This is a genomic window from Massilia sp. Root133, assembly GCF_001426525.1.
In the GTDB taxonomy this organism is placed as follows: Bacteria; Pseudomonadota; Gammaproteobacteria; order Burkholderiales; family Burkholderiaceae_D; genus Telluria; species Telluria orientalis.
The window spans coordinates 323,445-336,776 of the sequence record NZ_LMEW01000032.1 but is presented as its reverse complement, the minus strand read 5'-3'; the positions used below and the strand labels follow the sequence as shown (position 1 = coordinate 336,776).

14 protein-coding genes are annotated in these 13,332 nt (G+C 69.4%); 9 read left to right on the top strand and 5 right to left on the bottom strand.

The genetic code is table 11. From position 1 onward, the window contains the following. Nucleotides 1–7: 7 nt before the first annotated feature. A complete protein-coding gene (locus ASD28_RS22120) occupies nucleotides 8–1,735 on the bottom strand; it encodes a glycoside hydrolase family 9 protein (RefSeq protein ID WP_082577052.1) in 1,728 nt (575 codons plus the stop codon). Nucleotides 1,736–1,843: 108 nt separating this feature from the next. Continuing rightward, nucleotides 1,844–2,545 carry a S9 family peptidase gene (locus ASD28_RS22115; RefSeq protein WP_056133387.1) on the bottom strand — a complete coding sequence of 234 codons (702 nt, stop codon included), beginning with the start codon at nucleotides 2,543–2,545 and terminating at the stop codon, nucleotides 1,844–1,846. A gap of 233 nt (nucleotides 2,546–2,778) precedes the next feature. On the opposite strand from ASD28_RS22115, the gene ASD28_RS22110 reads away from it, so the two are divergent. From ASD28_RS22110 to ASD28_RS22075, 8 genes are all read left to right on the top strand, one after another. Beyond that, on the top strand, nucleotides 2,779–3,696 hold the full coding sequence (locus ASD28_RS22110) for a polysaccharide deacetylase family protein (protein ID WP_056133383.1): 918 nt from the start codon (nucleotides 2,779–2,781) through the stop codon (nucleotides 3,694–3,696). A gap of 117 nt (nucleotides 3,697–3,813) precedes the next feature. Continuing rightward, nucleotides 3,814–4,803 carry a c-type cytochrome gene (locus tag ASD28_RS22105; protein WP_229411947.1) on the top strand — a complete coding sequence of 330 codons (990 nt, stop codon included), beginning with the start codon at nucleotides 3,814–3,816 and terminating at the stop codon, nucleotides 4,801–4,803. Then, nucleotides 4,800–6,722: a cytochrome c oxidase subunit I gene (gene ctaD, locus ASD28_RS22100; RefSeq protein ID WP_056133380.1), complete on the top strand. Its 1,923-nt coding sequence runs from the start codon at nucleotides 4,800–4,802 to the stop codon at nucleotides 6,720–6,722. The genes ASD28_RS22105 and ctaD overlap by 4 nt, the downstream gene beginning before the upstream one ends. Beyond that, the gene (locus ASD28_RS32005) at nucleotides 6,719–7,360 is read left to right on the top strand and encodes a cytochrome c oxidase subunit 3 (protein ID WP_056133377.1); all 642 of its coding nucleotides are present in this window, start codon (nucleotides 6,719–6,721) and stop codon (nucleotides 7,358–7,360) included. The genes ctaD and ASD28_RS32005 overlap by 4 nt, the downstream gene beginning before the upstream one ends. 9 nt (nucleotides 7,361–7,369) lie before the next feature. Next, nucleotides 7,370–7,705, top strand: a complete 336-nt coding sequence (locus ASD28_RS22090) for a hypothetical protein (protein WP_056133373.1) — start codon at nucleotides 7,370–7,372, stop codon at nucleotides 7,703–7,705. Next, nucleotides 7,693–8,595, top strand: coding sequence for a cytochrome c oxidase assembly protein (locus tag ASD28_RS22085; protein ID WP_162252953.1), 903 nt, complete (start codon nucleotides 7,693–7,695; stop codon nucleotides 8,593–8,595). Before ASD28_RS22090 ends, ASD28_RS22085 begins: the two co-directional genes overlap by 13 nt. Next, nucleotides 8,592–8,957, top strand: a complete 366-nt coding sequence (locus tag ASD28_RS22080) for a c-type cytochrome (protein ID WP_082577054.1) — start codon at nucleotides 8,592–8,594, stop codon at nucleotides 8,955–8,957. The genes ASD28_RS22085 and ASD28_RS22080 overlap by 4 nt, the downstream gene beginning before the upstream one ends. A gap of 7 nt (nucleotides 8,958–8,964) precedes the next feature. After that, nucleotides 8,965–9,321, top strand: coding sequence for a DUF1622 domain-containing protein (locus ASD28_RS22075; protein WP_056133366.1), 357 nt, complete (start codon nucleotides 8,965–8,967; stop codon nucleotides 9,319–9,321). 3 nt (nucleotides 9,322–9,324) lie between these two features. Here ASD28_RS22075 and ASD28_RS22070 read toward each other — a convergent pair whose 3' ends face one another. Then, complete coding sequence (locus ASD28_RS22070; RefSeq protein WP_056133363.1) at nucleotides 9,325–9,822, bottom strand: GNAT family N-acetyltransferase; 498 nt, start codon at nucleotides 9,820–9,822, stop codon at nucleotides 9,325–9,327. Between the two features lie 96 nt (nucleotides 9,823–9,918). Between ASD28_RS22070 and ASD28_RS22065 the strand changes: the two genes are divergently transcribed. Continuing rightward, nucleotides 9,919–10,221, top strand: a complete 303-nt coding sequence (locus ASD28_RS22065) for a DUF5710 domain-containing protein (RefSeq protein WP_056133360.1) — start codon at nucleotides 9,919–9,921, stop codon at nucleotides 10,219–10,221. Here ASD28_RS22065 and ASD28_RS22060 read toward each other — a convergent pair. Further along, entirely contained in the window at nucleotides 10,218–11,525 is a 1,308-nt protein-coding gene (locus tag ASD28_RS22060) for an amidohydrolase (protein ID WP_373994801.1), read from the bottom strand. The two genes, ASD28_RS22065 and ASD28_RS22060, sit on opposite strands and share 4 nt — an antisense overlap. A gap of 34 nt (nucleotides 11,526–11,559) precedes the next feature. Next, nucleotides 11,560–13,269 (bottom strand): diguanylate cyclase, encoded by a 1,710-nt coding sequence (locus ASD28_RS22055; RefSeq protein WP_056133355.1) that lies wholly within the window; start codon nucleotides 13,267–13,269, stop codon nucleotides 11,560–11,562. Nucleotides 13,270–13,332 lie beyond the last annotated feature (63 nt).

The following is a 13,332-nucleotide window of genomic DNA, read 5'->3' as shown; positions in this document are numbered from 1 at the left end:
TCCCGCGTCAGCGCTGGAGCGCTTGCAGCGCGGCGGCCACGTACACGAGCGGCGCGTTCCAGTTGATCGCGATCTCGTTGCTGGCGTAGCTGCAGCCATGGTCCAGGTACGACAGGGCCGGCTGCTTCGATGCGTACGACACGTCCTTGCAATCCTTGGCGTCCTGCTGGCCCGGATTCGGACCGCCCGCGAGCCAGCCGGGGACCGGCGCGGCGATGCCGTCCGCTTCCGACGGGCGGTGGTGCGGATGCAGGGTCGAACGGGTGCCGAAGCCCGTCACATAGCTGATGCCGAGCGGATTGCGGCCCAGCGTGTAGTCGAGCGCCGACTGCGCCGCGTTCAGGTAGTCGGCCTTGTTCGTGAGGCGGTAGGCCTGCACGAGCATCATGGCCTGGTTCAGCAGCACGGCATTGCTGCCCCAGACGAAGTCGGACTTCGCCAGCGACAGCCGCGCGGGCGACGCCTGCCAGCGCGCCAGCAAGGTGTCGGCCGCCGCGAGGATATGGGTGCGGGCGACGTCCCCGTCCGCCGGGTTCTTCAGGCGCGCGCGCTGCTGCGCGAGCGAGATCCAGCCGAGCGGGCGCACGTCCGACCACCCGGGTTCCGTCTGCACGCCCGCCGCCTGGGCAAGGGCGCGGCTGCGGTACTCGTCCTTGCCGGTCGCGATATACAGCTCGGCCGCGGCCCACGAGAATTCGTCGTCGACCTTTTCGTCGCCGTAGGTGCCCGTCTTGATGTCGGCCGGCTGGCGGTACAGCACGGCCGGATGGTCGACCGCCCAGCGCCACGCGCGCTCTGCCGCGGCCAGGTAACGCTGCGACCGGCCCGGCGCCTTGGCGTCGAACGGCGCCAGCACGCGGCTCGCCGTCGCCATCACGGCCGCGAAGTCGAGGGCCGCGGCCGTGGTCTTCTGCACGACGTAGCGCGGCGCCGTCGCGCGGTCCGGCATCACCATGCCGTCGAAGCTCTTGTTCGTCAGCTTGTGGTAGACGCCGCCGTCGTCCGGATCCTGCATGGTGATCATCCAGTCGAGGTTCCACTGCACCTCGTTCAGCAGGTCGGGCACACCGTTGCCAGACTCCGGCACGTTGACCGCGAGCTTGTCGAACCAGGCCGGGAAGTGTTCGTACGCGGCCAGCAGCGTGTACGTGCTGATGCCGGAGTTGACGATGTACTTGTTGTAGTCGCCCGCGTCGTACCAGCCTTTCGGGCTCGAGATCACAGTGCCGGCCGGCCGCTTGGCGGAGGCGGCCGATTCGTGCACGAGCACCTTGTCGTCCGGATGGCCCAGCGGCCGCGCGTACGGACCCGCGACGCGCGCGTCCAGCGCGATGCTTGCGCGGTTCAAGGTGTAGGCGTGGATGGCGCCGGCGTCCAGCGCGCGATACGGTTCGGCGCCGATCGCGAAGACGGGCGAATCCGGCTGACCCGCCACCGCCACCCGGTAGCTGCCGGCCGTGCGCAGGCCGGAGAAATCGGCGATGCGCACGCGCTCGCCCGATGCGTCCCACGTCGCGGCCGGGCCCAGCGTGCCTTCGAACACGGTCTTGCCGCTGCCGGCATCGACGACCTTGAAGCGCTCGTTCGCGCCGGCCGGCACGACGACCAGTTTTTGCGCGGCCGGCAGGAAGCCGAGCTGGTTCACTTCGATACCGGCGGCCGCGTGTGCGGCGCCCGTTGCGAGCAGGGCGGCGCAAGCGAGGGCGGTGGGAAGGCGCGGGCGCGACGAATACATGCAGTCTCCTTGGGTCTTATGAAATTGAAATCGATTTCATCCTACCCCGCCCGCGAAAGTAAAGTCAATCATCCAATCGCGCAGGACGCCCGTCAATACGGGCGCCGTTCATTTCGGCGCGGTGCGCGGACGGCGCGCGGCGAGCCAGTCGACGACGATGCCCGCGAGCCCGATGCGCTGGTCCGCGAACGCATGGTCGCTGGGCAGCGTGACGGCCCGCACCTGCGCGCCGCGCTGTGCCCCGAGCGCCGCCGCCAGCGGCAACACCTGGCCCGCGTTGCCGTGTTCCGCGCCGACGATCAGCACGGGCTTGCCCGCCAGTGCGGGCGCCGTGCCGAGCAGGTCCCAGTCGCGCGCATGGCGCTCCGCTTCCGCCATCAGCGCGGCGGCGTCCGTGCCGGCGAGGCTGTTGCCGAAGTCGTCGCCCAGGTCCGCGATGGCATCCTGGCGCGTCTCCGGATGCGCGGCCACGTCCTTGCCGGTGGCGCCGATGTTCCACGGGTCGAGCAGCACGACGCCGGCGACGCCGTCGTGCGTGGCGGCGTAGCGCGCGGCGAAGAAGCCGCCCATGCTGTGGCCCGCGACGACGATACGGCGCAGGTCGACGCCGTATTGCGCGACGGTGTCCGGCCGGCGCAGGTACGCCATCGCGGCCTCGACGTCCTCGCCCGCGCCGGCGAGGGAAAAACGGCCGGGCGAGCCCCAGCTGCCGCGGTAGTGCAGGGTCAGCACGTTCCAGCCCGCGCGGCGCACGGCCTGGGCGAGGTCGAGATTCTGTTCGTTGCCGGGCAGGCCGTGCAGCAGCACCATCGTCGGCTTCGGCCCGGCGCCCGCGGCGGGTCGGCGACCACGGCGCGCGGCGCGGCGAAGACGGGCGCGGCCAACACGGCGGCGAGGAGGGTGGCGGCGAAACGTGTCTGCATGCGTTTTTTTTCCGTTGAATGGACGTCGATCCTTGCGATCATATAGCGTTCTCCATGCCGTTGCCTGCCCGGGGCTATCCGGGCAATAATGCATTGATCGAACTAATTATGGAGACAACCTTGAAACAATCCATCCTCCTGTGTGCACTGGCACTCGCCTGCGGCAGCGCGCTCGCCGAATCGGGCAGCCGCTTCGACGTCGCCATCACGGTCGACGACCTGCCTTCGCACGGTTCCAAGCCGGCCGACATCACGCGCGCCGAGATCGCGCGCTCGCACGTCGCGACGTTCAGGGCGCACGGCGTGCCCGAGGCCTGGGGCTTCGTCAATGCCGTGGCCCTCGGCAAGGAGGCGGACAGCGACGCCGCGCTGGACGTGTGGCGCAAGGCCGGCTACCCGCTCGGCAACCACGGCTACACGCACATGGGCCTGTCGCAGGCGGCCTCGCTGGACGCCTGGGAAGACGACGTGCGCAAGAACGAACCCGTGCTGGGAAAATACATGGCCGGCAAGGACTGGCATGTGCTGCGCTACCCGTTCCTCGATGCGGGCGGCAAGGGCGCGCGCCACGACGATGCGCTGGCGTGGCTGAAGGCGCGCGGCTACCGCGTCGCGGACGTGACCCTCGGCTTCGACGACTGGGCGTACACGGAGACGTACGCGCGCTGCGTGGCCAAAGGCGACCAGGCCGCGATCGACGGCATGAAGGCGAGCTACTACCGCCGCATCGACCAGCAACTGGCACGCACGAAGGCCATGTCGCAGCGCGTGTACGGCCGCATGATTCCGCAGGTGCTGCTGACGCACATGGGCGCCTGGAGCGCGGCCACCCTGCCGGAAGTGATGAAGCGCCTGGACGCGGCGGGCGCGCATTACGTGACGCTGGACCAGGCGCAGTCCGACGCGGCTTATCGCATCCCGAGTCCGGGTGCCGGCAACGGCGCGATGATCGAGCGGCGCGCGCAGGATGCGGGCATCGACCTGGCAGGGCTGCCGGCCGTCGACCCGGTTGGCAGCCTCGACGCGCTGTGCCGCTGAAGGGGTAGCAAGGCGGTATCGCGGCCGCCATTCGTGCGCGGGAACGGCCGAAAAAAAGGTATATCTGCAATGTAGACATTTTGGCATCCAGATTCGACCTTTTTTTCAGGGAGGCACATGACATTCGAGCCGGTTGCGCAAGCGAGCGGCATGCAGGATGCGCTGCGTGCCGCCGGCGCCCAGGCGGCCCACATCGGCGCGCTGTGGAACGGCACGCTGGCCCTCTGCACGTTCGTGTTCGTGGCCATCGTGGTCGCGACCATCATCGCCGTCTGGTGCGCGCCACGCGCGGACGCGGCCACGCGACCCGACACGTCGTCGCTGGAAGGGCCCGAGCGGCGCATCTGGCACCGGATCGGCTGGGCGACCGGTGCGTGCATCGTGGGCCTCCTCGTGCTGCTGGCGGGGGACGTCTTCACGAGCCGCGCGCTGGCCCGGCTGCCGCTGCGGGACGCCATCGACATCGAACTCGTGGGCCACCAGTGGTGGTGGGAAGCGCGCTACCGCGACGCGGACGGCGCCCGTGAATTCACGACGGCGAACGAGCTGACGATTCCCGTGGGCCGTCCCGTCATCGTCACCTTGCGTGCCGATGACGTGATCCATACGCTGTGGATCCCGAACCTGGCGGGCAAGAAGGACATGATCCCGGGCCGCACCGCCACCCTGCACCTGCGAGCCGACCACGCGGGCACGTATCGCGGGCAGTGCGCGGAATTCTGCGGCCTCGAACATGCGCTGATGGCGCTGCTCGTGCACGCGGTGCCGCCCGCCAGCTACGATGCCTGGGCCGCGAACCAGCGCCAGAACGCGCGCGAACCGGGCGACGCCGCGGCCCGCCGCGGCCGCGCCGTTTTCCTGAATGCGAATTGCGCACGCTGCCACGCGATCGCGGGCACGCCGGCGCAAGGGAGCATCGCACCGGACCTGACGCACCTCGCGTCGCGCCGGACGATCGGCGCCGGGATGTTCCCCAACAACCGCGGCCACCTCGCGGGCTGGATCAGCGATCCCCAGGCGCTCAAGCCGGGCGTGAACATGCCCGCCAATGCCTTGCCGCCCGACGACCTGCAAGCCCTGCTGGCTTACCTGGAGACTCTCCGATGACCGCATCCGACCCACGCCTCGTTCCGCATGCCGACCCGGCCGCCGCCACGGCGCTGGAACGCACGTGGCGCGACCCGCCGGGACTCTACGGCTGGTTCGCGGCCATCAACCACAAGACGATCAGCAAGCGCTTCATGGTCACGACCATGATCTTCTTCCTGCTGGGCGGCGTGCTCGCGCTGCTGGTCCGCCTGCAACTGGCGCAGCCGGACGCCGGCCTCCTGAAGCCGGAGATGTACAACCAGATCTTCACGATGCACGGGTCGACGATGATGTTCCTGTTCGCCGTGCCCGTGATGCAGGCCGTCGCGGTCTACCTGGTCCCGCTGATGATCGGCGCGCGCAGCGTCGCGTTCCCGCGGCTGAACGCCTACGCCTACTGGATCTTCACCATGGGCGGCATCATGCTGTACGCCGCCTTCTTCGCCGGCGCCGGGCCGGATGCCGGCTGGTTCTCGTACGTGCCGCTGTCCAGCCTGCGCTACTCGCCCGGCAAGGGCGTGGACTTCTGGGCCCAGATGATCACGTACACGGAGCTGTCGGGCCTGATGGAGGCGATCGTCATCATCGCGACCATCCTCAAGCTGCGCGCACCCGGCATGAGCCTGAACCGCATGCCGCTGTATGTGTGGGCCATGCTGGTGACCTCGTTCATGGTGCTGTTCGCGCTGCCGGCCGTGATGCTGGCGAGTACCGCGCTCATCACTGACCGCCTCGTCGACACCCAGTTCTACAATCCGGAAAAGGGCGGCGATGCGCTCCTGTGGCAGCACCTGTTCTGGTTCTTCGGCCACCCGGAGGTGTACCTGATCTTCATTCCGCCGCTGGGATTCATCTCCGCGATCGTGGCGACGTTCTCGCGCCGCCCCGTCGTCGGCTACCCGGCCATGGTGCTGGCCCTCGTGACGACCGCGTTCCTTGCGTTCGGCCTGTGGGTGCACCACATGTTCGCGACCAACCTGCCGGAACTGGGCAAGACGTTCTTCACGGCGGCCAGCCTCGTCATCGCCGTGCCCACGGCCGTGCAGATCTTTTGCTGGATCGCCACGCTGGGCAGCGGCCGGATCAACTTCAGGACGCCGCTGCTGTTCGTGCTGGCGTTCTTCTTCATCCTCGTGATGGGCGGGCTGACGGGGTTGATGCTGGCGTCCGTGTCGCTCGACACGCAGCTGCACGACAGCTTCTTCGTCGTCGCGCACCTGCACTATGTGCTGATGGGCGGCGCCGTATTCCCGCTGTTCGGCGCATTCTATTACTGGTTTCCCAAGTTCACCGGGCGGCTGCTGGGCGAGCGCCTCGGCCGCTGGAACTTCTGGCTGTTCTTCATCGGCTTCAACGTCGCGTTCTTTCCGATGCACCTGCTCGGCCTGTGGGGCATGCCGCGCCGCGTGTACACGTATCCGGCCGAGATGGGGTGGGGCGACCTGAACCTCGTGTCCAGCATCGGTGCGGCGATGATCGGCGTGAGCGTGCTGCTGTTCCTCGTGAACGTCGTGCGCACGCTGCGGCATGGCGCGATGGCGGGCCCCGACCCGTGGGGCGCGGGCACGCTGGAATGGAGCGTCGCGTCGCCGCCGCCGATGGGCAATTTCGAAGTCATCCCGATGGTGCACGGCCGCTATCCCTTGTGGCAGCCGCAACCCGAGCCGACGCACGTCACCGGCATGTCGAACGACTGGCGCGAAGTCCTCGTCACCACGGTGACCGACGCCGAGCCCGACCACAGGCTGTGGATGCCGTCGTCGTCGATCTGGCCGTTCCTGTCGGCGGTGGCGACGACGATCCTGTTCGTCGGCTCCATCTATACGCCGTGGGCCGTCGTCTGGGCCGCCGCGCCGGTGGCGATCGGCGCGACGCTGTGGTTCTGGCCCAAGCGCGCCGTCGTCGAGCAGCGCGTGCGTTCGGAGTCCGCACCATGAGCGCGCCCATCGAGAACCGCAAGTCGGGCAAGGAAGCGGTGCAGCGGGGCGCGGCGCTCGACGTGTCCAACCTGCCGACGTTCGGATTCGGCGTGCGCAGCCCGATGTGGTGGGGCACGATGGGCCTCGTCGCCGTCGAGAGCACCGTGTTCGCGCTGACGATCATGGCCTACTTCTACCTGCGCAGCCATGCCACCGTGTGGCCGCTGAGCCGGTTCCCGCCCGACCTGCTGTGGGGGACCGTCAACACGGCGATCATGCTGGCGAGCCTGTGGCCGAACCAGATGGCCAAGCGGGCGGCCGAGCGCCTCGACCTCGCGGGCGTGCGGTTGTGGATGACCGTGTGCATGGCGGTGTCGGTCGGCTTCCTCACCGTGCGCGTGTTCGAGTTCGGCGCGCTGAACACGCGCTGGGACACCGATGCCTACGGCTCCGTCGTGTGGATGCTGCTCGGTCTGCACACGACGCACCTCATCACCGACGCCTACGATTCGCTCGTGCTGACGGTGTTGATGTTCACCGGACGGCTGGAAGGCAAGCGCTTCGTGGACGTCAGCGAGAACGCGGGCTACTGGTATTTCGTCGTCCTCAGCTGGCTGCCGATCTACGCGGTCATCTACTGGGGCGCACGTTTTTAAGGAGGGACGATGGGAAACTGGCCGGCACTGCTGCTCGCGCCCACGCTGGCGCTCACGAACCTGTCCATCACGTATGCGCTCGTGACGCCCGCGTGCACGCGCCAGTCGATGGTGGCGCCGAACGTCGTCACGGCCATCGTGCTGGCCGTGTGCGTGTGGATGAGCCGGGCCGCGTGGCGCAACTGGAGAGAAGGGCGCAGCCTGGGACGGGAAGCCGCGCGCGACCACGTACCGGACCGGGCGCCGTTCATCGCGTTCGTGGCCGCGCTGGTCGGCGCGCTGTGCTGCCTCGCCGTGCTGGCGCAATGGTTTCCGCAATGGGTGCTGTCGCCATGCGCCGCCTGATCGCTTTGCCGGCGTTCGCACCGCTCGCCGCGCGCGCCCACGACGTCCGGGCCGAACTTGCGGCCGGCCCGGCGCTCGGCTGGGGTGCGGAATGGTGGGTCGTGACCTTGCTGGCGCTGTCGCTGCTGCTGTACGCGGCGGGCCTGAAACGTTTATGGCCCCGCGCGCACGGGGCACGCCGCCGGCTGGCGCGCCAGGCCGCGTGGTTCAGCGCGGGCTGGGCGATGCTCGTGCTGGCGCTCGCGTCGCCGCTGGACGGCGCCGGCAGCTACGCGTTTTCCGCCCACATGGTGCAGCACGAAGTCCTGATGATCGTGGCGGGGCCGCTGCTCGTGCTGGGCCGTCCGCTCGTGCTGTGGCTATGGGCGTTCGGGCCCGAGGGACGGTTGCGCATCGCGGCCGCCACGCGCGGGCCCGCCGTGCGCGCGGCGTGGGGCGCGCTGACGGCGCCCGTGAATGCGTGGCTGCTGCACTTCGCGGCGCTGTGGATGTGGCACGTGCCGGCCTGCTTCCAGCTGGCGCTGGCCGACAACGGCATGCACGCGCTGCAGCACACGAGCTTCCTCGCCACGGCGCTGCTGTTCTGGTGGGCCGTGCTGGGGCGCGAGGGCGGGCATCACGGCCGCGGCGGGGCCATCGTTTACCTGTTCACGACGATGATGCACACCGGCGCGCTCGGCGCCCTGTTCACCATGTCGGAGACGATCTGGTATCCGCTGTACGGCAACCGCGCGCAGCTGTTCGGCCTGACGCCGCTGGAAGACCAGCAGCTGGGTGGCCTCATCATGTGGATCCCGGGCGGCCTCGCCTACCTGATCGCGGGCCTCGTGCTGTGCGCCCGCTGGCTGCGCCAGGGACCGGCGCCGCGCGCACTGGAGGTCCGACCATGATGTGGCGACCGCTCACCATCCTGCTGTGCGTAAGCTTGCTGGCCGCGTGTTCGAAGACCCCGCCGAAGACGGAGCCCATCACGGGCGGCGATCCGCGCCACGGCCGCGAACTGCTGGCACGCTACGGTTGCGCGAGCTGCCACAAGATCAAGGGCATCGCCCACGCGGACAGCCAGGTCGGCCCGCCCCTCGACGAGATCCGTTCGCGCGGTTATATTGCGGGCGTGTTGCCGCACAGCGCGGGCAACCTGATGAAGTGGATCCGCCATCCGCGCGAGATCGTGCCGAATACGGCCATGCCGGACCTGGGCGTGACCGAGGCCGAAGCGCGCGACATGGCGGCTTATCTGTACAGCCAATAGGCGTTGAATGTTCGAACAAACGGAACAACAGGTCCGAGCCTGGGTGGAGTGGCTGCGTCTGCTGGTGGAAGCGCTGGGTGCGTGCGTGATCGCGGCCGGTGTCGTGATCGTCATCGTGGGGCTCGTGCGCTACGCGCTGGCCCGGGGCGGCAGCTTCATTCCGATCCGGCTGGCGTTCGCGCGCTATCTCACGCTCGCATTGGAACTGCAGCTGGCGGCCGATGTCCTGTCGACGTCCGTCGCGCCGACGTGGGACCGCATCGGCAAGCTCGCCGCGATCGCCGTGATCCGGACGGCGCTGAACTACTTCCTCAATCGCGAGATGAAGGAGGAAGCGGCCAGCGCGGAGAAGCCTCCGGCCTGACGCTTACGCGCCCAGCGTGAGCACCATCGCCTGTTCGAACGTCGTCCTGCCGGGCATCGGCACGGGCGCGCCCACGTCGACGAATCCCATGCGGCGATAGAGCCGCGCCGCCGCGCCGTCGCCCGCGGTCACGTCGAGCCGGACCTCCGCCGCCTTGCGCGCGCGGGCCCACGTGATCGCGGCGTCCAGCAGCGCGGCACCCACGCCGCGTCCGCGCGCCTCGGGCGCCACCCACACCTGGTAGATGCTGGCGTGCGCGCCTTCCATCTTGACCCATGCGAGGCCGGCCGGCGTCCCGTCCACTTCCACCGCGAACGGCCACCCCTGCAGGTGCGACCCGAGCGCGGGGGCGGCCAGGCGCGCGGCCCAGATGCCGTCCGTGCGTTGCGATTCCTCGGCAAACGTGCTGCCGAACGCCTGGGGCGAATCGGCCAGCGCGCGCAGGCGCAGGTCGCGGTAGATGGGCCAGTCGTCGGGGTGCAGGGTGCGGATGGCGGGCATGTCGGGGTCCGAAAAGAAACGAGGAAGACGATCATAATCGAAAATCGCATGCGCCAATGTTTGCGTGGTGGCGCGGGATCGGTTAGCATCCGCGGGATGACCTTCCTGAACGTTCCCTACGCAGAAAAAGACGAGGCCCGCGCCCTCGGCGCCCGCTGGAATCCCGGCCGCAAGCGCTGGTACGTGCCCACGGGCGTCGCTCTCGAACCCTTCCAGAAATGGCTGAAGGAGGGCGCGCCGTCCGGCCGTGTCGACTCGGCCGCGGCCAAGCGCATGGTCGGCGCCAACTACATCGAACTGGACCACGCCTGCAATCCGTTCGAGCCGTGCGCCGAGTGCGCGAAAGCGCTCGCGGGCACGCCGTGGGAACAGGCGCGCGCGGCACTCCTCAAGCGTTAAGGCCGCGCCAGCGCGCCCAGCACGGCCAGGCTCATGGCCTGGGCGGCCGTCTTGATCGACGGCTCCGGCACGGGCGCGTAGAACGGCGAGTGATTGAACGCGAGCGGCTTGCCGCCCGCCCGCTGCGCCTCGGCCACGGCCTCCGGCGCGTACACGCCCGTGAAGAAGAACATCGACGGGATTCCCTCGTTCGCGTACGCGGAAAAATCCTCGCTGGCCGTCATCGCGGGCATGCGTACGGCGTTCTTCGCGCCGAACGCGTCCTGGAAAATGGCTTCCGTGCGGCGCACGAGCGCCGCGTCGTTGACGATGGCGGCGCCGCCCGGAATCAGTTTTACGTCAGGTGCCGGCGCGTCGGCCATCGCGGCCGAGGCGTTCGCCACGCGGCGCACGCCGTCCAGCAGTCTTGAGCGCACGTCCGGGCTGTAGGAGCGGATGGTGCCGCGCACCTGCACCGTGTCCGGGATGATGTTCCCCACGGTGCCGCCCCGGATCGCGCCGATCGTCACGACGCCGAATGCCTTTGGATCCTTCTCGCGGCTGACGACCGTCTGCACGTCGACGATGAAGCGCGCGGCGATGGCGATCGGGTCGATGGCCTTGTCCGGCGCCGAGCCGTGGCCGCCGCGGCCCTTGAACTCGATCTCCAGCGCGTCCGAGTTGGACGACACCGGCCCGGCCTCGAAGCCCACCGTGCCGTACGCGAGCGGCCAGGAATGCAGGGCGAACGCGACATCCGGTTTCGGGAAGCGCTTGAACAGGCCGTCGTCCAGCATCGCGCGGGCGCCGGACACGGTTTCCTCCGCCGGCTGGGCGATGAACATCAGCGTGCCTTTCCACTGCCGTTTCAATTCCACGAGCGTGCGCGCGGCGCCGAGCCATGCGGCCATGTGGACGTCGTGGCCGCAGCTGTGTGTCGTGAACGTCGCGCCGTCCTGCGTGCGGTCGCGGCTCGCATAAGGCAGGCCTGTTTTCTCTTCCATCGGCAGGCCGTCCAGCTCCGTGCGCACGAGGACCGTGGGCCCGGCGCCGTTGCGCAGGATCGCGACGAGACCCGTACGGCCGACCTTTTCCGTCACCTCGAAGCCCAGCTTGCGCATCTCCGCCGCCAGCTTGCCGGCCGTGCGCACTTCCTGGAACGCGATCTCCGGGTGCGCATGCAAGTCCTTGTAGACGCCGTCCAGCCACGGGTACATGCCGTCGACCTTGCCGGCGACCTCGGTTTTCAACGGTGCGGAGAATGCGGTGCCGGCCAGCGCCAGCAGGAAAAGCGAGACGGCGGTTCGTTTCAAGACGGGCCTCATCATACGGTAACGAAAGGGCAAGCCTAGCATGGGCTCACGACGCCATGCAAACCCGGTTGCGCCCGCCGTGCTTGGCGGCGTACAGCGCGCGGTCGGCCGATTGCACGAGCGCTTGCGCGTCCTCGCCGTGCGCCGGCCACAGTGCGATGCCGAACGACGCGGTCACCTGCGGCAGCGCGGTGTCGCCGTGGTGCAGGTCGAGGGCGGAGATGGCCTTGCGCAGCGTTTCGGCACACGTGCGCGCGGCGGCCGCGTCGCATTCGGGCAGCACGAGCACCAGCTCCTCGCCGCCGTAGCGGCACGCGACGTCGCTGCGGCGCACGCCCTCGCGCAGGCAGCGCCCGACGGTGCGCAGCACCACGTCGCCCGCTTCGTGGCCGTACGTGTCGTTCATGCGCTTGAAGTGGTCCAGGTCGATCATCACGACGGCCAGCGACGCGCGCATGCGTTCGGCGCGGAACAGTTCGCGCCGCAGCGTCTCGTCGAAATAGCGGCGGTTGTACAGGCCGGTGAGTTCGTCCACGGTGGACTGGCGCCGCAAGACCTCGCGCAGGTTGATGTTGCTGATGCCGATCGCCAGCTGCTCGCTGATGGTCGTGGCGGCCGCGAGTTCCACCGCGGTGTCCGGCCCCTGCGGCACGCTCACCGAGAGCAGGCCCAGGACCTCCCCCTGCGAAATCATCGGCACGCACAGGTCCGTGTGGCCGGGCGCGGGCGGGACGTCGCCCAGATGGGGACAGTGCATGTCGTCGCCCGTCTGGGCCGCATGGGCGTGGCCGAAGCGCAGGCCCCAGCACTGGTTCGGGCTGACGAGCTCCGCATGGTGGCCGCCGCCCCACGCCGCGGCGCGCTGCAGGTAGTCGCGCGAATTGCGGTACAGGTAGACGGTGCCGCTGCTGCCGGGCAGCACCTTGGGCAGGAAGGCCGGCAACACGCTGTGCAATTCGTCGGTACGCGTCAGGCTGTCCATCGCCTGCAGCATCCGGGCGGTGACGGTGAGGCGCTCGCTGCGGGCCTGGCTCTGGCGCGCCTGGTCGGCCTGCGCGTCGGCGAGGCGGCGCGCGTGGTCGGCCGCTTCGGAGCCGGCGTGCAGGCTGCGCGTGACGACGAACAGGCCGCTGCCGAGGATGAACATGCTGGCGACACCCGCGCAGATGCCGATCACCGAGTTGTAGCCGAGCGTCGTGTCCAGCCGGTCGCGCAGCGCCAGGCGCTCGCGTTCGAGCGCGGCGGACCGCTCGCCGATCAGCAGCCGCAGCCTGTCCATGTCCGCCTTGCCGGAGCGGTTGCCGACGATGGCCGCGGCCTCGGTGAACCCGCTCTCGCGGCGCAGGCGGATCGTCGCGGCCAGCTCGTCCAGCTTGCGCTGCGCCAGCCGTTCGATCTCGTCCAGCGTCGCCTGCTCGCCGCGGCCGGCCGCCAGCGGCTTCAGGTCGCGCACGGCGGCAGGTATCGCGGCGGCGCTGGCGTGGTACGGATCGAGGAAGCCGGCATCGCCGGTGATGACGTAGCCGCGCTGGCCCGTCTCGGCGTCGGTCAGCAGGTCCAGCAGGCGGCCGTAGACGCGCTGCTTGTCCGCGGCGGATTGCAGTGCGTCCATCGTGGCGTCGGCCGCGCGGCTGGCAATGAACGGCAGCGTGGCGAGGCCAATGAGGATCGCGATGATGACGGCGGCCAGCCAGCGCAGCCCATTACCCGACGATGCGCCGGGGCCCCTGGATGGAAGGGTGTCGGTAACCAGCACGGCCGCTCCTCGGTTGGCGTGCGGTGGCATTGCCGAGGCCGCACATCGCCGTCATTCTGCATC

Excerpts from the sequence above, each read along its gene's own strand:
- ASD28_RS22065 (WP_056133360.1), top strand. The coding sequence starts at position 9,919 with ATGACCTTCCTGAACGTTCCCTACGCAGAAAAAGACGAGGCCCGCGCC.
- ASD28_RS22070 (WP_056133363.1), bottom strand. The coding sequence starts at position 9,822 with ATGCCCGCCATCCGCACCCTGCACCCCGACGACTGGCCCATCTACCGC.
- ASD28_RS22115 (WP_056133387.1), bottom strand. The coding sequence starts at position 2,545 with ATGGTGCTGCTGCACGGCCTGCCCGGCAACGAACAGAATCTCGACCTC.
- ASD28_RS22105 (WP_229411947.1), top strand. The coding sequence starts at position 3,814 with ATGACATTCGAGCCGGTTGCGCAAGCGAGCGGCATGCAGGATGCGCTG.
- ASD28_RS22120 (WP_082577052.1), bottom strand. The coding sequence starts at position 1,735 with ATGTATTCGTCGCGCCCGCGCCTTCCCACCGCCCTCGCTTGCGCCGCC.
- ASD28_RS22090 (WP_056133373.1), top strand. The coding sequence starts at position 7,370 with ATGGGAAACTGGCCGGCACTGCTGCTCGCGCCCACGCTGGCGCTCACG.
- ASD28_RS22085 (WP_162252953.1), top strand. The coding sequence starts at position 7,693 with ATGCGCCGCCTGATCGCTTTGCCGGCGTTCGCACCGCTCGCCGCGCGC.
- ctaD (WP_056133380.1), top strand. The coding sequence starts at position 4,800 with ATGACCGCATCCGACCCACGCCTCGTTCCGCATGCCGACCCGGCCGCC.
- ASD28_RS22080 (WP_082577054.1), top strand. The coding sequence starts at position 8,592 with ATGATGTGGCGACCGCTCACCATCCTGCTGTGCGTAAGCTTGCTGGCC.
- ASD28_RS22060 (WP_373994801.1), bottom strand. The coding sequence starts at position 11,525 with ATGAGGCCCGTCTTGAAACGAACCGCCGTCTCGCTTTTCCTGCTGGCG.
- ASD28_RS32005 (WP_056133377.1), top strand. The coding sequence starts at position 6,719 with ATGAGCGCGCCCATCGAGAACCGCAAGTCGGGCAAGGAAGCGGTGCAG.
- ASD28_RS22075 (WP_056133366.1), top strand. The coding sequence starts at position 8,965 with ATGTTCGAACAAACGGAACAACAGGTCCGAGCCTGGGTGGAGTGGCTG.